11 protein-coding genes are annotated in these 19,689 nt (G+C 46.8%); 5 read left to right on the top strand and 6 right to left on the bottom strand.

The window, feature by feature from the left end; genetic code table 11:
• Positions 1 to 46: 46 nt before the first annotated feature.
• From QZ331_RS01970 to QZ331_RS01955, 4 genes are all read right to left on the bottom strand, one after another.
• Positions 47 to 4,114, bottom strand: coding sequence for a hybrid sensor histidine kinase/response regulator transcription factor (locus tag QZ331_RS01970; RefSeq protein ID WP_294627571.1), 4,068 nt, complete (start codon positions 4,112 to 4,114; stop codon positions 47 to 49).
• A gap of 338 nt (positions 4,115 to 4,452) precedes the next feature.
• Positions 4,453 to 5,619, bottom strand: coding sequence for a discoidin domain-containing protein (locus QZ331_RS01965; RefSeq protein ID WP_294627569.1), 1,167 nt, complete (start codon positions 5,617 to 5,619; stop codon positions 4,453 to 4,455).
• 20 nt (positions 5,620 to 5,639) lie between these two features.
• Positions 5,640 to 7,628, bottom strand: coding sequence for a RagB/SusD family nutrient uptake outer membrane protein (locus tag QZ331_RS01960; RefSeq protein ID WP_294627567.1), 1,989 nt, complete (start codon positions 7,626 to 7,628; stop codon positions 5,640 to 5,642).
• Between the two features lie 18 nt (positions 7,629 to 7,646).
• On the bottom strand, positions 7,647 to 10,781 hold the full coding sequence (locus tag QZ331_RS01955; protein WP_294627565.1) for a TonB-dependent receptor: 3,135 nt from the start codon (positions 10,779 to 10,781) through the stop codon (positions 7,647 to 7,649).
• A 456-nt stretch (positions 10,782 to 11,237) separates the two neighbouring features.
• On the opposite strand from QZ331_RS01955, the gene QZ331_RS01950 reads away from it, so the two are divergent.
• Genes QZ331_RS01950 through QZ331_RS01935 form a run of 4 tightly spaced genes read left to right on the top strand, consistent with a single transcriptional unit; the run spans position 11,238 to position 16,415 of the window.
• Positions 11,238 to 13,073, top strand: a complete 1,836-nt coding sequence (locus tag QZ331_RS01950; protein WP_294627564.1) for an ABC transporter ATP-binding protein — start codon at positions 11,238 to 11,240, stop codon at positions 13,071 to 13,073.
• Positions 13,074 to 13,089: 16 nt separating this feature from the next.
• The gene (locus tag QZ331_RS01945; protein ID WP_294627562.1) at positions 13,090 to 15,075 is read left to right on the top strand and encodes an alkaline phosphatase family protein; all 1,986 of its coding nucleotides are present in this window, start codon (positions 13,090 to 13,092) and stop codon (positions 15,073 to 15,075) included.
• 9 nt (positions 15,076 to 15,084) lie between these two features.
• Positions 15,085 to 15,465 carry a GtrA family protein gene (locus QZ331_RS01940; RefSeq protein WP_294627560.1) on the top strand — a complete coding sequence of 127 codons (381 nt, stop codon included), beginning with the start codon at positions 15,085 to 15,087 and terminating at the stop codon, positions 15,463 to 15,465.
• Positions 15,462 to 16,415, top strand: a complete 954-nt coding sequence (locus QZ331_RS01935; RefSeq protein WP_294627559.1) for a glycosyltransferase family 2 protein — start codon at positions 15,462 to 15,464, stop codon at positions 16,413 to 16,415. Before QZ331_RS01940 ends, QZ331_RS01935 begins: the two co-directional genes overlap by 4 nt.
• Before the next feature lie 44 nt (positions 16,416 to 16,459).
• On the opposite strand, the gene QZ331_RS01930 is transcribed toward QZ331_RS01935, so the two are convergent.
• Entirely contained in the window at positions 16,460 to 18,160 is a 1,701-nt protein-coding gene (locus tag QZ331_RS01930) for a glycosyltransferase family 39 protein (RefSeq protein WP_294627557.1), read from the bottom strand.
• Positions 18,161 to 18,243: 83 nt separating this feature from the next.
• Entirely contained in the window at positions 18,244 to 18,879 is a 636-nt protein-coding gene (locus QZ331_RS01925; protein WP_294627556.1) for a ribonuclease H family protein, read from the bottom strand.
• 170 nt (positions 18,880 to 19,049) lie between these two features.
• Between QZ331_RS01925 and QZ331_RS01920 the strand changes: the two genes are divergently transcribed.
• The gene (locus tag QZ331_RS01920; RefSeq protein WP_294627554.1) at positions 19,050 to 19,577 is read left to right on the top strand and encodes a shikimate kinase; all 528 of its coding nucleotides are present in this window, start codon (positions 19,050 to 19,052) and stop codon (positions 19,575 to 19,577) included.
• Positions 19,578 to 19,689 lie beyond the last annotated feature (112 nt).

Below are 19,689 nucleotides of genomic sequence, written 5' to 3'. Positions count from 1 at the left end.
TTAAAGTTTCCGCAAAGGAAGTCCATTTGTGTTTCAGCTTCTTGCTTTATTCGTTTTTTGTTTTATCCAAATCGCCTTTGGGGCTGCTTTTATGCTTGGCTGCGAAGGATGTAGGGGTTTCGCCGAACACTTTCTTGAACGAGTTGGTGAAATACGCCTGACTTTCTATTCCGATTTGCATCATCACTTCGCGCATGGTCATGTTCTCTTCGATAATCAATTTGGCGGCTTTGCGCAGGCGGCAGTTCAATACGAATTCCACTACTGATTTTCCCGTCAGGCTCTTCACCTTCGTATAAAGTTTGCTCCGGCTCATCAACAACTCTTCCGCTATCAGGTTCACATTCATTTCCGGCTGGTCCATGTTGGTGTCGATGATGGCTATAAGCTGCTTGAGGAACTTGCTGTCTTGCTCGTTGGAGGAGAGCTCGCTACTGTCCGCATAATAGTTCTTGGCGTAATGCTCCTTCAACTGCTGTTGGTTTCTGAATATGTTCTGAATGGAGAGTTTCAGATAAACCAAGTCCACAGGTTTCTCGAAGTAGAGGTCTGCACCCGAATCGACTCCTTCGATTTTACTTTCGAGGCTGGTCTTTGCCGTCAGCAGGATGACGGGGATGTGCGAAGTATTTACATGGCTCTTTATGTCGTGGCATAATGAAACACCGTCTTTGTGAGGCATCATGATGTCGCTGATAATCAAGTCGAAGTCGGTCTCTTCTATCAGTTTCAAGGCTTCGATACCGTCACTTGCCTGCATTACCTGGAACTCTTCGGAGAGCGACTCGGCTATGAGTACTCTCAAATCCTCATTGTCTTCGGTTATTAATACCTTCTTTTTAAGGAAAGGCAAGTATTCATCTTCCATGTCTTTTATCTCAACAGAGGCAGACGCTTCGGCAGCAGGCGGCAGAGGTGCTTCTGTCGCAGTCTCTTTCTCTTTCGGTTTCACGAAGTCCGATTGGTTAAAAATGGTTTTGTCGAGGGGGAGGCTGACAATCATGTCCGTGCCTTTTTCTCTTTCACTATAGATGGATATAGTGCCTTTTTGCAGCAGAACCAGGCTCTTGACAAGTGCCAGCCCGATGCCTGTGCCTAAATGCAAATCGGTGTTGACGGTATTGACCTTGTAGAAACGCTCGAAAACACTGCTTATCGATTCGGCCGATATGCCCACTCCCGTATCGCTGACGATAATCGAGAAGGCTTCGTGGATGCATTCGCCTACGGTATAGCTGTCTTTATACTGCGATGCGAACTCCTTGCCGTGCTTTACTTCCAGGAGAATCCTTCCTCCGTCTCGCGTGTATTTGAAAGCATTGTTCAGCAGGTTCATTACAATCTTCTCGACCACAGACCGGTCGGCGTATATCTCCGCCGGCAATGTTTCGTCGCACTTTATCCGGAAGTCAATGTTCCTCTGTCCTGCATAGTCTGTGAAATCGTTTGCAATCTCTGTCACAAAGCGGTTGATGTCGAGAATCTCTAACCTCAGGTTCATCTTTCCGTTTTCTACCGTGCGGAAGTCCATCAGTTCGTTCACCAGATTCAGCAGGCGTTGTGCGTTGCCGTTCAGTATCCGGTAATAGTATTCTTTCAGTCCTTCGCGTCTCAGTTTGTCCAGGGCGGCAAGAATCAGCGAGAGCGGAGTCCGGAAGTCGTGGGATATATTGGTGAAGAAGCGCAACTGTGCCTGGTGGATTTGCTCTTTTTTGTCTCTCTCTATGTTTTCTTGGTAAAGCAGCATCTTCAGTTTTTTCTTCTCTGCAAAGTGCCGGTAAATCAGGTAGATAATCCCGGCGATGGTGAGCAGGTAAAAAAGATAGGCGGGCCAACTGAACCAGGGAGCGGTCTTTCGTATTATTTTTATCACCGTGGGCTTGTCGCTCCACAGGCCGTCGTTGTTGGCTGCATACACTTCAAAGAAGTAAGTCCCTGCCGGCACTTTGGAGTATAGCACCATGCGGTGCTGCGCATTGGTGGTAATCCAGTCGTCGTTGTATCCTCTGAGGCGGTATTTAAACCGGTTTTTCTCAGGAATGTGGTAGTTGTCGGAAGAGAATTGGAAACCGAAATTGGGTTGGTCGTAATTCAGCGTGACGGTGGTGAGCGAATCGTCAAGTACATAGTTGGGATGCACGGCCTTATGGTCGATGTAGAAATCGGAGATGATGGCTTTCGGCTTATGCTTGTTGTGGGATATCTTCTTAGGGTCGATGACGGTGAGTCCGTTCGTTCCTCCGAAATACAACAAGCCGTCCAGTCCTTTCATGGACGCCAGCGGATAATAAACCTGTCCTTGCGTGTTCTCTTCTTTGCCGAACTTCATCAGATGATTGTCGGCGGTGTTGTAGCAATACAGTCCGTTGTCGGTTCCCATCCATACGTTTCCGTTGTCATAGCAAATGCTGTAGATGGAATAGAGGTCGGGTTGCAGTTCGTTTTTCTGCGGGATGAAACTTGACGTGTTGATGTCGAATCTGATAAGCCCGTTGCCGATGGTTCCAATCCAGATGTTGCCGGAGTCGTCGAGGCAAAAGGTGTATAGTCCCAGGTAAATGGAATCGTTTGGAACGATTTTCTCTACGCGCTGCGTGTGGATATCCATGCGGTAGAGTGCTTCATTGCTGATGGCCCACAGTGTTTTTTCGCCCTGTCTCAGAATGTCGAACAGGTAAGCGTAGTTTCGTGTGCTGTCGAGGCTGTAATGGGTAAACGACCGGCTGCGGTAGGAGAAATAAGAGACCTTCGGTACGGGATATTGGTAGGCTATCCACATACCCGAATCTCCTTCGTGAATGGTTTTCCGGACATCGTTCACCAGCAGCGAGGTGGAATCTTCTTTGCACTGCCTGTAGTTCGCCACTTTATGGCGGGCGGGGTTGTAGACGTCTATGCCTCCCATGTAAGTGGAAATCCACAGGTTGTCGTGAGGGTCTATCAGCAGCGATTTGATGTTGTTGGAGGTGACGCTGTTGCTGCCCGTGAAGGAACTGAATTCTCCCGTGGCTTTATTCATGCGGTTTACTCCTCCGCCTTCGGTGCCTATCCAAAGGTAGTCTTTCTCTTCGGCAAACGCGCTGACCGGAGCGTAGTTCAAGCCACTGTTTTGGGTATGGTAGGTTTTGAACGTGTTGTCGCTGTTGATGCTGACATAGCATAAGGCTCCCGAATAGGTTCCAATCCAGATGTCCGACTGCCTGTCTTCGTATATTTCCCAAATAGAGTTGTGGGGCAGACTGAAGGGGTCGGCGTTGGAGTGTTTGTATGGGGTGAGTTTCTTGTCGGAGGAGCTGAGCACGTATAGCCCGTCGATGGTTCCAAACCACAGATTCTCTTTCTTGTCGACATAAAAAGTACGTGGCGAACTGTTTTTAGCTTCGGGCAGAGGCTCGTAATGCTCTTCCACTTTGAAAGTGGACAAGTCGATTCGGTACAGCCCGTCTTTGTCGGCAAAGACCCATAACTTCCCCCTACGTGCCTGGGCGAAACGGATGTTTCCGGCGTCGGTGTCGGGGAGTGTCAGGCAGAGTACAAACTGGTTTTCGGCCTGGTTGAAGCGGTAAATCCTCCGCTCGGCCAGTATGTAGAGGTCTTTGTTGTGGAGGCAGAATACCGTGTTGCCCGAATCGGGTGCTTTCCCGTCATATTCCGGCGTGTTGAGTCGGCCTGTGTTTGTATTTAGTATGCTCCATTGTTTCTGATACCTCACCCATACATTGCCGGTGTTGTCTACTTTGACGTGGGTTGTCGTATCGAAGATTTTCTCGAACCGGTCTGACGTCTGTTCGTAGCGGTATAGCCCGTTGTTCGTATTCACATACAGGCGGCCCGAGGAGTCGGAGGCCATGTTGTGGAATATCCATCTCTTGGTCGGTGCTATCGAAGCAAAGTAAGGGTAGTATTTCTTGTAACGGTAGCCATCGAAACGATAAAGTTCATAATCCATCATCACCCAGATGAAGCCACTTTGGTCTTGTTCGATTGATTTGACGCCGTCGTAGTAGAAGCCGCCGTCGGGCGACATGGTTCGGAATTTGTATTTTTCGGTGGCAACGCAGACGGATATCGTATAAAAAAGGGTCAGAAAGAGCAACAAGAACCTGTTTTTCATATGAGTTTTATCGGATTAAATGAAAATAACTGTCATAACAAGGAGCTAAAGTATAAAAAAAAACAGTATGGAAAAAGGAAAATGGAAGGGAACTCTTGAGAAAAAGGAATTCCCTTTCCTATGTATATGGGATTATTTGCTTGATTAACAGTTACCTTCGACCGCCATCTGAAGGCGGTGTCTACAACTCTCTGTGGTGCTGTTTGTTGGAGATATATGCGCTGCACGTAGCGCATATAGATGGTGCACGCAGCACATATAGATGCTACACGCAGGACATATAGATGCTGGACGCAGGAGATATATGCGCTGCAAGTGGCTGATAATCAAGGTTATTTTTACCTGTTGTAGACGTACACCTGGAGGTCGCCTACCGAAACGTTGCCGTCTTCAGTATAGTCCCAATCGGAATGGCCGTCTCTCGGATGTCCCTTGATGAAGGTGATTCGGATGTATTGGGCTTCCAGCGGCTGTTTGAGGGGGAACAACTGATAGTCGTCTACCTTTAAAGCCTTTGTGACAAATTCGCCCAAATCCGTCCAGGCGTCGTTCTCGCTCTTCTTGGCTTCCAACTTGAAAGTATGGCATTGCAGATGGGAATAGTTCAGGTTGCGGTGCCTGTAACCCAACTGACCGAACTTGATGACCTCTCCAAGATTGATGTCAAGGTAGCAGACCGGGTCGTAGATGGGACGTTTCTTGATGTCGGGACACCAGAACGTTGAATTCTTGTCGTCGAACAAGTTCTTTATGTCACCCTCTTTGGTGCCGATGTTTGAAGAGAAACTCCATTGGCTCGAGAAGGGGAAACCTGCATACATGGGAGCTTCGGCAACCACTTTCACCCGCGCCGTGGCGCTCTGTTTGCCTCTGTCGTTGGCAGTTACGGTAATCTCGGTCGACTGCCCGGTTTCTCCTACTATGGTAATCAGACCATGCTGGTCTACCGTTGCCACCGACGGGTCTTTGGAAGCATACGTGACGCTCTTGTCGGTAGCGTTGCCGGGATTGACGGTCACGTATTGGGCCAAGTTGAACGTCTTTCCATTTTCCGCTTCTACGTTCTGTCCCGCCGATTGGATGGTGATGCTCGACACAAGGACAATGTTGCTGACCACCCGTACCGGGTATTTGACGTATGTACCCGAACCGTCGTCCACTCGCACGATAATCGTGTCCGTGCCCAACGGAGAAGGGATGTCGCCCTCCGTAGGAGTTGTCAGCCGGGGAGTAATCAGGCCGTCGGCGCTCAACTCGATGGCGCCGGTAGGCTCGCCTGCAAAGTGATAGCTGACAGCATTGCCTCTTGCACTCTCGGGCATGACGAACGGTTTAAGTTGCAAAGGCTGGCCTTCTGTCACAACCACGCCGAAAATGTCGCTTTCAAGGTTTGTTGCATTTTCTACGGTGATGGCTACCGCCTTGCCGAAGTCTTCATCATTGCAACCGGTGAGGAACGCTCCGAACGAGAGCATTCCCAATAAAATATATCTGTCTATTTTCATAATTTCACCTTATTTATCGGTTATCTGTTAATGTCTTTCCAACCCGGATTCTGCGTCAGGAGCGGGTTCATCAGCATTTCATTTAAAGGTATCGGGTAATAATAACGCTTGTCGTCCCAGGGCAATACGCCTTTGATGACGGTGGTGGAGGTAGGATACGGAATGATGAAGCCGTCGTCGTCTACAATCACCTTGTTGCCCACTTCGCCGATGGGAACTGTTACTTTGTACGGATAGTCCTTGTACTGTTCGTCGTTGCGGTTCTTGCTGTACAGTTCAATCTTCTCCGGCGTCATTTTCATACCCCTTGCAGGTACGGTAAACAATTTGCCCGCCTTCCATCTCATCAGGTCTTCGTAGCGCATACCTTCCATCATCATTTCCACACGCCGCTCGCGTCTGATTTCGCGGATGATGGGAGAGACGGAGTAGTCGAGTTTTTGCGCGTAAATAGCGTCCAGGCGCGGGTCGTTGGGGATGTTGGACAAGGTCAGCCGGGCATTGGGATATTTGGCGAAGTCGTATCCGGCTCTCTCTCTCAAGGCATTGACTGTGATATCCAAATCATCGTCCGTGATTTCACCCAATTCGGCTCTGGCTTCCGCATAAATCAGCAATAACTCGCCGTAGCGGAACATATGGGCCGTCTGCACACCTTTGGAGTTTGCCTCCCATTCGGCGTAATCGGGCATCCAGTGTTTGATGAAACGATATCCGGTCACAGTAGAGTTGTATTGCTTCATCGGAGCACCGCCGCCAGTGTCGTACGTAATCATCGGATAAATCATTCCGGATTCTTCGAGGCTGTATGTATTGTCGTCCGCATCGAAAATGGAAGCGTACTCTCCCGGCTTGCATACGGTCTGCGTCAGACGGGGATCGCGGTTGTCCAACTCTTCCCACATGGCGTCGTAGCCTTTGAACAGGGGATTTTTCTCGTAATTGCCTTCCGTTCCGCCGATATACACCGGACGTCCGTCCTCGCACAGATAATCTTCGAGCATGGCTACGGTTGCACCCAGGCAGTAGCGCGTATGGTTGTTTTTACCCCAATAACGCGGGTTGTCGTGTCCCAGCTTTACGCCGTCGTACACACGTGCCAGGATGGTTTCCCGGTTACCTTCCGTCTCGGGAGAACCTTTCTGTACAAACAGTTGCCAGTAGGAGTCTTTGGCAGTAGCGTGTTTGAAAAGCTCGTATCTGTTCTTTTTGATAATCGTCAGGGCAGCATCGCGGCTCAGACTCAACAATTCGTTGGCGGTAGATTGCAGGTTCAGTTCGGTATGATATTTGCGGAACGTTCCTTCAAACAGGCAGAAACGTGCTTTCAGAAACAAAGCCATGTCCTGGTTGATATACCCGCAGGAGTTATCGTTGTCTTCGAGATTGCGGATAGCAAAATCGAAGCATTTCAGAATGTTCTCTACCAATTCCACACGCGGCATACGAGTACCGTAAAGCTCCGGCGAACTTGTGTCCAACTCTTTGTCCAGCCAGGGTACTTCGCCCAGAGCCACCAGTTTGATGTAGTAATCCCACGCTTTGAAGAAATAAGCCTGTGCGGCATATTTTTTCAAGGTTTCCGGGTCGCCCACTTCCGCATAATGGTTGAGGAAGTAGTTTACTTTGCGGAGCTTCTCCCATTGCCAGGGAGCATCGAAGTTCTTGGAAGCAGAGTTGGGAGTGTCGTACGTTCCACCCAATTTGCTGTCGATACCGCCGGCATAGACCGCATTGTCGCTGAATGCATCTCCGAAAATAATCTGGCTGCCGGCTTTTACAGCTAAGAAACCTTTGTCGTGCGAGGTGTTGTTCGTTCCGCCAATACCGTGTCCATATACGTAATATCTGTAAATACCGTCCAGATAGAGTTGCAGGTCGGCTTCTTTCGTAAAGAATGTGCCGTCGGCCATATCATCTATCGGGTCGCGTTGCATGAAATCGTCGTTACAGGATGACAGTGATGCAATCAAAGTCACAAGTAAAGCTATAATAGAATGTTTTTTCATAATCTCTTTCTTAAAACGTTAAAAACCTACTTGAATACCTACACTGAATGTCCGTTTCGGAGGATATGCATCAGACAGATAGTCTGTGTCATAATACTTTGGCATATCTGAAATTGTGAATAAGTTGTAAGCTGCCACATTCAGTCTCAGTTTCTGCAATTTGATTTTATTGATTAGCGTTTTCGGGAAAGTATATCCCAAAATCACCTGTTTCAGTTTGATGTAAGAAGCATCGAGCAGATAGCCGCTTTGAGTATAACTGCCAAGACCGGAACCGTACATCGGGAATTTGGCGTCCGTTCTCTCGGGAGTCCACGAATTGTTGTAGGTTTCCCACGAACCTGCTCCATTGCCCCAATAGCTGGAGATGGACGACAGCCAGTAGTCCCGTCTGCCTACACCCTGGAACATCAAATCCAAATCGAAACCTTTGTACTGCAAATTCGCCGTGATATTGTACCGGTAGCGTGGAGTGTTATTACCGATTACTTTTCTGTCGCCCGGGTCATCCACCGTATTCAAGCCGGTAGTAATCACGCCGTCATGGTCCAGGTCTTGGTACCAGATATAACCCGGATAGGCTTGTCCGCCTTTGAAGTAGGGGCCATGATATATCGGTTTTCCGTTGGCATTTACGCCGTCGAAGTCGCCTTCCTGAAGAATACCTCCGGTTACGTATCCCCAGATATCGCCTACCGTATAACCTTTGTACAGCACACCGTCACCAATCTTGTTGGTAGGATTGGAAGGATAGCTCACTACTTTGGCTTTGTCATCGGAAAGTGCAACGCCTACGCTGTAGCCGAAGCCGTTAGGCAGTTTGTCCGACCATTTAGCCTGGAGTTCGAAACCGGTAGTCTTTAAAACGCCGGCATTTTCAAAAGGCAGGTCGTCATCGCCAATCAATGCAGGGTAGTCTTTTCCGCCGGGTATTAAAATATCTGTTACTTTTCTTTCGAATATGTCAGCTGTGAATGTCAAACGGTTCTGCAGGAAAGTAAAGTCGAAACCGAGATTCTTGGTAGTCGACTTCTCCCAAGTCAGGTTCGGGTTAGTCAACGAAGGAGTATTGATTCCTGTCGGGTAACGCGTACCGTCGAACAGGAAATAACCTTCCGATGTTCCGAATACCGACTGGTAGGGATATTTGGAACTGGGCTGGCTACCCAACCGTCCCCAGGAAGCTCTGACCTTAAAGTTATCCAGCCATTGCTTAGCCCAGTCCATGAATCTCTCTTCCGAAATTCTCCAGCCCAACGAGATTGTGGGGAAGAACTGGAAACGGGAATCTTTGGGGAACTTGGAACTGCCGTCGTAACGGGCATCCAACTCAATCAGATATCTGCTCATGTAGTTATACATGACACGGCCGAACAGCGCACGTTGTGCAATTTCGTAGTGAGAGTTGGAAGACGTATTGGCTGTTACATCCTCTACCAAAGTAGGATTCAATATGTATGGGTCAAGCATTTTTGATAATGAAATGGACGAGCCCGCATATACTTCCTGCTCTTGGTTGATACCTAACAGCGCGGAAACATTGTGTTTCTCCTTGAAAGTCTGATTGTAATCGGCATATACGTTGATGGCATACCGGTCTGTAGTACTACGTTGAATATAACCGGTATTTTCCGTAGCCCAACGATTTTCGAGTGCAGTCCATGAGTTATTCACGCGCGACTGCTTCGGATGCGTCTTTTCCTGCTGATAAGTAGTCGGAGTAAAAGATAAATCCGCCTTTATTTTCAGTATTTTGGGCAAAATGGTAAACTCCGGACTGATAGAAAGAATCGTCTTGCGTCTGGAAGTAACATTGCGTCCGCCCGCATACAGGTAACTTACCGGGTTTTCTGTTACATGGTTAGGCAGCGGATCGTCCGCACCGGTCAGTACCGGTTGATAAATATAGTTCTCCGGATAGTATGACTTCGCATAACTCCAAAGATTCATACCGTCAGTCTGTTGAGTCGGAGCATCATAATCAAACACATTGTATGAGGCTTTGGCGGCTACTGTAAACCAGTCTGTTACTTTGGCATTAATATTCAGCATCGCATTGTATCTCTTCAATTCATCGGTTTTGATTTCATACATACCTTTTTGGTCTTGCATACCTAAAGAAATGTAATAACTGATTCTGTCGCCACCACCACTGATAGAGAGATTGTGCTTCTGTGTCGGTGTCCATTTTTTTACCAGTTCTTCGTAAGGATTCGTATTGCCTACCCATTGTATGGCATTACCTTCCATAAAGTAAGGCTTGTTGTTTACCGGGTCTTGTATATAAGCCATCATATGCTCCATCATGTCTTTGTCATGTTGGGAATATTCGGTAATGGCACCTGTCCAAAGGTTCTTGTCCGCTCCTGCTTTATAGATGTAATAGGAGTCCAAAATGTCGGGCAATTCATAAGGCTGGTCGAAAGCCAGATTGTAAGAATAGTCTATTTTCGCTTTTTGTTTGTAAGTTCCTCCTTTGGTAGTGACCAATATTACACCAAAGGTAGCTCTTGTACCATAAATGGCAGCGGCAGACGCATCTTTCAAAAACGACATATTATCAATATCGTTCGGGTTAAGCTGGTTCAAGTCTTCCGAAGTAATTTCGATACCGTCCAGCAGAATCAAAGGAGCGCCGGAGACTACATCGAATTTATTCTTATCGTCATTGGAAGTTCCTCTTTGGCGGAAAGTCGTAGCACCACGGATATTCAGTGAAGGCACTTTGTTAGGATCACCACCTGCAATGCTGACATTCAAACCGGGAACGATACCTTGTAACGCCTGCCCGATGTTGGCAACCGGACGGTCTTCCAAAGTCTCTGCTCCTACCGAAGCTACAGAGGCAGTCAGATTTCCTTTCTTTTGAGACTGGAAACCGATTACTACCACTTCGTCAATCATTTTAGAATCTTCGGTCAAAGTAATATTAATGACTTTCTGATTACCGACCTTTACTTCTTTAGTAGTATATCCTACGTAAGAGTAAGCTAATATGCTCTTGTCGCCGGGCACGGATATACTGTAGTTGCCGTCAATGTCCGTGATACTACCGATAGCAGTACCTTTTACCATTACTGTAACCCCGATCATGGGTTCACCGTTGACATCTTTTACAACTCCCGTAATCCGCAGTTCTTGGTCAAGCTCCATTGCTGCTTCTGAAGCATATATCGCCTGAGGCATCCCTGCAAATAACAAATAAAAAAATAAGCAAAGAAAAAGCATCAAGTACTGATGTCTATTCCATCTTCTGATTAGAATTTTTGCATCTTTCATAATGTTTACATTAAATTTAACGGCGCAAATATGTGGGTATTTAAATAGCTAATCTTGCTGTTTTCGTTTTTTCTTTTACTCAATTTCTATAGTTATTTGTAACTGATTGTAAACCAGTGTAATATTGCGCTACTTGTATGCTTTGGAAATAAGTAGTGTTTGGTCATTTGTATGTTGAATCGGGCGATGTGACCGTATTTTCGGTTGGTATATATTTATTATTTCCTTGAAACTGTTTCTCGATAAAACGAGTTAATAATTAAGTGAAATTGCTGTCAGTTAATTTGTTTTATTATATCTTTGTACTCTTAACTTTTTAAATGGTAAATAATGAGGGAATTTCTACAACTGATGCGGCGTTTTGTGTCGCCATATAAGAAATATGTCGGCTGGGCTATTTTGCTGAATATCTTTTCTGCTATCTTCAATGTTTTTTCATTTACTTTCCTGATTCCTATCCTAAGTATTTTATTTAAGACGGAAGGAGCGAATGAAGTATATCACTTCATGGAATGGGGCAGTGGCGATTTGGCAGATGTGGCTAAAAATAATTTTTATTACTATGTCAGTCAGATGATTATAGATAACGGTCCTACTATCGCCCTTGTCTTTTTGGGATTGTTCCTGATGATAATGACGTTGTTCAAGACCGGATGCTACTTTGCTTCCTCGGCTGTAATGATTCCGTTGCGTACGGGAGTGGTACGTGATATTCGTGTCATGGTGTATGCCAAAGTAATGCGTCTGCCGATATCCTTCTTCTCGGAAGAAAGAAAAGGAGATATCATTGCCCGTATGAGTGGTGATGTGGGCGAAGTGGAAAATTCCATTACCAGTTCGTTGGATATGTTGATAAAGAGCCCGATTCTGATTTTGCTCTATTTCATTACTTTGATTGTAACCAGTTGGCAATTGACACTCTTTACCATTGTTGTTTTGCCGGGAATGGGCTGGCTGATGGGAGCGGTCGGAAGGAAACTGAAACGCCAGTCGTTGGAAGCTCAGTCAAAATGGAGTGATACGATGTCGCAACTGGAAGAAACCTTAGGAGGTTTGCGTATTATCAAAGCTTTCATTGCGGAGGATAAAATGATTAATCGGTTTACCAAATGTAGCAATGAGCTGCGTGATGCTACCAATAAAGTTGCTATCCGTCAAGCATTGGCACACCCGATGAGTGAGTTTTTAGGAACCATTCTCATTGTAGCAGTGTTGTGGTTTGGCGGGACTTTGATTTTAGGACAGAATGCAACCATCGATGCTCCTACCTTCATTTTCTATATGGTTATTTTATATAGTGTAATCAATCCATTGAAAGATTTTGCTAAAGCGGGATACAACATTCCGAAAGGTCTGGCTTCTATGGAACGTGTGGATAAGATTCTGAAGGCGGAAAATAAGATTAAGGAGAACCCGAATCCTGCACCATTGAAAGGATTGAATGACAGAATTGAATTTAAAGATATCTCTTTCAGCTATGATGGCAAGCGGGAAGTACTGAAACATATCAATCTGACTGTTCCCAAAGGAAAGACGATTGCATTGGTCGGTCAGTCGGGTTCCGGCAAATCTACATTGGTCGATTTGTTGCCACGTTACCACGATGTGCAGGAGGGCGACATCACTATCGACGGAATAAGTATCCGTGATGTACGCATAGCCGATTTGCGTAGTTTGATTGGTAATGTAAATCAGGAAGCCATTTTGTTCAATGATACCTTCTTCAACAATATCGCTTTTGGTGTGGAGAATGCTACGATGGAACAGGTAGTAGAGGCGGCAAAGATTGCCAATGCGCACGATTTCATTATGGAGAAACCGGAAGGTTATAACATGAACATCGGTGACCGGGGCGGAAAACTGTCCGGCGGTCAGCGCCAGCGCATCAGCATTGCCCGTGCTATCTTGAAGAATCCGCCGATTTTGATTCTCGATGAGGCCACTTCGGCTTTGGATACCGAATCGGAACGTCTGGTGCAGGAAGCGTTGGAGCGATTGATGAAGACACGTACGACAATTGCCATTGCCCATCGCCTTTCTACGATTAAGAATGCAGATGAAATTTGTGTGTTGTACGAAGGAGAGATTGTAGAACGTGGCAAGCACGAAGAACTTATAGAACTGAACGGCTACTACAAGCGCCTGCATGATATGCAGCAGCTTTAATGAAATGCGAAACCTGATGAAAAGATTCTCTTTAAAACAATTTGGATACTATCTTTGGTATGTGTTGTCGATACATATAGTAGCCTTGTTGTTCTTCTTTGTATTCCGGTTTACACTGTTTTGCTCGATTGATTATCAATTCCCGGTAGAAATAGAAGGCGATTTTGCTTTGCAAGCGGTCGCCTTTGTGCGTGGATTATGGTTTGATAATGTGATAGCCTGCTATATCCTGTTACTTCCCTTAGTGGTGATGTGGATAGCAGCCTTGTGCAATTACACGGCAAAATGGCTGTTCCGTTCGGTGGCCGTCTACTTCTTTTTGCTTTATTCGGTTTCTTTTATCATAGCTGCGGCTAATATTCCATACTTTGAATATTTCTTTAAGACTATCAATTCCTCCATTTATAACTGGTTTGGATACGGTGGCACGACAGCCGGTATGGTATTTGGCGAATCCTCCTATTATTTCCCTATCTTTCTCGGGTTGTTGTCTATCGTCTTATTCGGTTGGGGAATATTTTCCCTCTCTTCCTGCTTTTATCGCTGGAGCATGGCTGCCGCATCCCGGATTTCATGGAAAAGCCGGTTGGCGATATTGCCGTTGGGAGCAGCTTGTGTGGGACTTTGCCTGTTTGGTATTCGCGGGCGTATGGGATACAACCCGATTAAAGTGAGCCAGGCCTATTACTGTGAAGACCCTTTCTTGAACCAGTTGGGAGTGAACCCGGTGTTTAATCTGCTTACAAGCACATTGGACGACAAACGGAAGGAAAACCGGATGCTGCATCTCATGTCTGAGCAAGACGCTCTGAAGCGAGTGCAGGAATATTTGCAAAGGAAAGGCGTGGAGGATATTTCTCCGATTGCCCGGGAAGTGAAATCCGAAGGAGTTCCCGACCGGAAAAATGTGGTTCTTATATTCATGGAATCGATGTCCGCCGATTTGATGGGCAGTTTCGGCTCCGACAAGAAACTGACTCCTTTTTTAGATAGCCTTTATCAGCAATCCTTGAGTTTCAGTCATTTCTATTCGTCCGGTATTCATACGAATCACGGTATTTATTCCACGCTTTACTCCTTTCCTGTTATCATGAAGCGGAATGCGATGAAAGGCTCGGTGATTCCTCTCTATTCCGGACTGCCCACCGTATTGAAGGAGAACGGATATTGCAACCTGTTCTTCATGACACACGAGTCCCAATATGATAATATGAATGCTTTCCTTCGCACCAACGGATTTGATGAAATCTATGCACAGGAGAATTATCCGGCAGAGAAGGTTGTCAACAGTTTTGGTGTACAGGATGATTTCATGTACCAATATGCACTTCCGATACTAAACGACAAGGCAAAGACAGGCGAACCGTTTTTCACCGTATTGCTCTCCATCAGCAATCATCCGCCATATGTCATTCCACCCTTCTTTCATGCTCGTAGTGAAAAGCCGGAGGAGCAGATTGTAGAATATGCCGACTGGTCTATCCGGCAGTTTATGAATGCGGCGGAGAAACAGTCATGGTTTGACAACACCATTTTCGTATTCCTCGGCGATCACGGCAAGATGGTGGGTACGCCCGAATGCGAGATGCCGCAATCCTATAACCATGTCCCTTTGATGATTTACGGAAAAGACATTCGTCCGGCTGTGCACGAGGGATTCGGCGGGCAGGTAGATGTAGCTCCCACCTTGTTGGGAATGCTCAATATGAGTTATTTGCAGAACAACTTCGGTGTGAATCTTCTCGAAGAAGAGCGCCCGTGTATGTTCTTTACGGCAGATGACCTCATTGGAGCCAAAGATTCCGCCCGTTTGTTCATTTACTCTCCGGACAACCAGCAGGAGTTCAAATATAAGTTGGACAACGGCAAATTGCACACAACTGCCGATGACGAAGGATTCGGATTGCTGAAAGACTACTGTTTCTCTATGTTGCAGTGTACGGAGTTTATGGTCAAAGCGCATCAAACCATCGATAGGTCGGTTGATAAAACGATGAAATAGGTGTATGTTATGAGAACAGGACAGATAGTGAGCGAGTTTGTACGTTTCGGCGTGGTGGGTGCGATAGCCACAGCATTGCATTATGCGATTTATTATCTTCTCAAACCGCTTGTCGATATCAATGCCGCTTATGCGGCGGGCTATATCGTCAGTTTCATTGTAAACTTCTACCTTACTTCGTACTTCACCTTCGGTACAGCTCCCTCGTGGGCTAAACTTATCGGGATGAGCGGTGCGCATCTTGTCAATTTCCTGTTGCATATGGCGTTGCTGAATCTTTTCCTGTATGTGGGCGTTTCGGAGGAGTTGGCTCCCGTTCCGGTGTTTGCGATAGCAATTCCGGTAAATTTCCTATTGGTTCGGTTCGTATTTAAACATAAAAAGCTATGAATGGCGTAAGACTTTTGATTGTGGTTCCTTGTTATAATGAACAAGAGGTATTGGCAGAAACCACCCGTCGGTTGTCCGACATTCTTGTCCAGATGGAACAGGAAGGCAAAGTGGCGCAAGGGAAGATATTGTATGTGGACGATGGCAGTAAAGACCTCACCTGGACGTTGATAGAACAATTCTCCGAATTCAATCCTTACGTGGCAGGATTGAAGTTGGCGCACAACGTAGGTCACCAACAGGCACTTTGGGCGGGCTTGGAATTTGCAGCAGGCAGCGATTACGATGCGGCCGTTTCCATCGATGCCGACTTGCAAGACGATGTGGAGGTGATTGTCGAGATGACCGACCGTTTCCTGCAAGGCGTCGACGTGGTATTCGGTGTGCGGCGCGAACGCAAGACGGACACTTTCTTCAAGAAACATACCGCTCAGTTGTTCTATAAACTGATGAATACCTTAGGCGGCGAAATCGTTTACAATCATGCAGACTTCCGTTTGATGAGCAAGCGGGCTTTGGAGGCGTTGGTCTCTTTCCCCGAACGTAACCTGTTTCTTCGTGGGATGGTATGTCTGTTGGGCTATACCACTGCCTCTGTCTACTATGACCGTAAAGAGCGTTTTGCCGGCGAATCCAAATATCCGTTCAGGAAGATGCTGAATTTTGCGTTGGATGGCATTACTTCATTTTCAGTCAAGCCGTTGCGGTTGATTACAACTTCAGGTCTTGTCTTTATGCTGGTCTCTTTCTTTGCCATTATTTATGCGCTGGTAGAGTTTATCAGTGGCGATGTTATCAGAGGATGGACTTCGTTGCTTATCTCCGTGTGGTTTATCGGCGGGGCTATTCTGACGGCTATCGGCATTATCGGTGAGTATATCGGCAAGATATACAAAGAAGTAAAGCGGCGTCCGCGTTACCTGATAGAAAAGGCGGTGCATTGCAACTGAGTTTTCACCACAGAATTTCAAGAATTCTGTGGTGAACTATGGTTTTATTCTTTCTCTTTGAAGCGGTACAGATAGATTATATCGCGTACATCGCATCCTCTCTTTGCACTTTGATAGGCTTCCTCGAAAGAGTATCGCGATTCATATTCGGATTTGATGTCCTCAAAGTCACGTCGTCCCACCAGCAAGTATCCCTCCGACGGCATTTCCTTCTTAAACAAGGCTACTTGGTCGTTGTGATAGAAGTTGATGGTATAGAAACGCAACATATCCACGCTTACATAAGAATAGATTTTGCTGCCGGAAGTGATTTTCCGTATGTCCGTAGCGATGCTCTTGTCCGATTTGGTATTCAGTATGGCAGGCTGGTAAGCACCGTCTAAAGCCATGAAAATAGAGAATGTAACAAAAAGTGTGGCGTACACCGGCCTCATGTCCGGTCTCTTCTGCCCGATTGTGCGGAAGAAGCAGACGGCTCCGAGCAGAGGCAGACCTATGATGAAGACACGTCCGGCGTTGAGCGGCAGGTTCTTCAATGCATTCAGAAAGGCGATGTTTTCTGCGCTATGTTTTCCGTGGAAGATGTTGTCGGGCACTAATCCCAGCCGGATGGCAATAAAGGTAGTCAGAAGAAGCAGGCCGGCAATAGAGAGGAAACCGCCATATGCTTTGATTACTTTCGAGTGTTTGTTTGCCAGATACACGATATATTCCGCCAGGAAATAAGCGATGAACGGATAGATGGGCAACAGATAAACGCTGCGTTTACTCTTCGGGATGCAGTAGAAAACGAAGATAAGTACGATGCTCAGCAAAGAGAAAAGGCGCGTATTGTCCATTTCGCAGATATAAGTCTTGAGTTTGTGCCACCATTCGCGGGGCTTGGCGGTCACTTTGCCGTAAGTCAGTGCGAAGAGAGACAGCAGTACCAGTAGCGTATAAGGTGCGTAACCCGACACGACGGTGATAATGTTATAGTAAGCCGGATTCTCGTGCGATTCATAACTCATTTTGCCCGTGAAACGTCCGAAGTTCTCTTCCATGACCAGTGAGATAAAGTTGTCTCCTCCTTGATGGTAGGCGGCAATGTACCAGATGGCGGGCAGGATGCATGAGACGAGGGCAACGATGGTCATTGAGAAGAAGGTCTTGAAGAAGTTACCGCCCCGCAGAAGCAGATAAACACCGGTCACCAGGCAGGGGAGAATGATTCCCACCGGCCCTTTGGTAAGTGTGGCGCAGCCCATCAGTAGCGTAGCCGCCCAGGGGAAACCCTTCCGGTCTTTTTCGCACCATCGGTAAAGGCAGTATAGCGCGAGGACGATGAAAGCGGTCAGCACCATATCCACGCGGCAGTTCATTCCGGCGCGGTGCACCTCGAAGTTGCTGAGCGTGATGAGTCCCGTGAGCAGGGCGAGTCCTGCTCCCCGACGTTTGGCATAGAATAAGAATCCGCCTAATACCATCGCCATCAGTGCCAGTGCGGAAGGCATACGGGACGTATATTCGGTCACTTTGCCCGTAATGGAAGAGATGGCGGCGATGCACCAATGAAAGAATGGCGGCTTGTAGGCAATGTCACCCCCATTGTTGACAGGCAGAATCCAATTGCCCGTTTCAATCATCGAGTACGAAACAATGGCTTCGCGCGGTTCTCCTTTCGTGTGGAAATCGGTCAACCCTAAAAAGGGGAAAAGAGTGATGACACAAACAATCGTCAGCAAAATGAATTGTCTATTTTTCATATGTTCATAAATGTATGTTTAGATATAAAAACTTTCAGTGCCCAAAGATAGGAATATAATGGAGCGAATTTGGTATGACTCTCTTATTTTCTGCCGAAATCGGCCGGAATCTCTCCCCATTCCTTCGTTTCCCATTTGAGGATGCGGGTGGTGTAGCTATTCTCCCGAAGCCATTTCTCTGCCCTTTCTATCGTCCGAAACAGTTCCTCGGTCTCTTCGGTGCGGGGAAGTTTGGTTTTACACTTCTTTTGGTGCACCCAACTAATGGCGTTTACGCTGTCACTGTAAATAGGCATATCGAATCCTTTCTGTTTCAACAGTGCCAATCCGTGTACGATGGCGAGAAACTCACCGATATTGTTCGTCCCTTTCACCGGACCGAAGTGGAATACCTGCTGTTGGCTGGCGACGTGCACCCCGCGATACTCCATCGGTCCCGGATTGCCGCTACAGGCAGCATCGACTGCCAGGCTGTTGTCGATGACGCAGGCAGGCAATGTGGCGGAAGCTGCTTTTGCTTCGCTCGATTTGGCTTTCGCATTTTTGCCGATATAGGCATAGGGAGACGTTGTGAAGGCGCGTTCGGCTTCCTCGCGGGTATCGAACGATTTGTATTTGGCGGCTTCGTATCCTTTCACTTGAAGCAGACACTCCGTCCAGGAAGTGTAGATTCCGGGCGTGACCCCTTCCCATACTACATAGAATTTCTGTTTGCCCATTTTTTCTGATGATGAATTTGTAGAGTCGATAAATTGACGCTGCGAAGGTACGAATATATTCTCTAACCGGACAAGTGAGGCAATAAAAGAATTCCTGCCGTTGGAAGAATGGGTGAATGTTTTTAAATAATGAATTAAATAACTAATTTTGCTCACAAAATAAGTTATTTATGGTTCGTATCTTCCTCACCGGCTATATGGGGGCCGGAAAAACGACGTTAGGCAAAGCCTTTGCCCGCAAGTTGAATGTGGCGTTTATTGATTTGGATTGGTATATCGAAGAGCGTTTTCACAAGACCGTTGGAGAGCTGTTCGCCGAACGGGGCGAAACCGGATTCAGGGAACTGGAGAGAAATATCCTCCATGAAGTAGCCGAATTTGAGAATGTGGTAATCTCTACGGGAGGTGGAGCGCCCTGTTTTTTTGATAACATGGAATTTATGAACCGGGCGGGAAAAACGGTTTTCCTCGACGTGCATCCCGATGTGTTGTTCAGGCGCTTGCGTGTGGCCAAGCAGCAACGTCCCATCCTTCAGGGGAAAGAGGACGACGAATTAAAGGCGTTCATTGTGCAGGCGTTGGAAAAGCGCGCTCCCTTCTATACCCGGGCGCAATACATCTTTAATGCCGACGAGTTGGAAGACCGTCGGCAGATAGACGCTTCCGTCCGGCGTTTGCAGCAACTTCTGGAGTTGTGACATACCGCTCCCGTCCGGTACGGACAACGCAAATGGCGGATATACAGACCGTCTGAAAGAAATAATGTCTAATTAATTGGCAATATGTAAATTAATCTGTATTTTTGCCGCC

The organism is uncultured Bacteroides sp., assembly GCF_910586915.1.
Classification (GTDB): Bacteria; Bacteroidota; Bacteroidia; order Bacteroidales; family Bacteroidaceae; genus Bacteroides.
The sequence above is the reverse complement of the archived record's forward strand: the minus strand, read 5'-3'. Positions and strand labels throughout refer to the sequence as shown.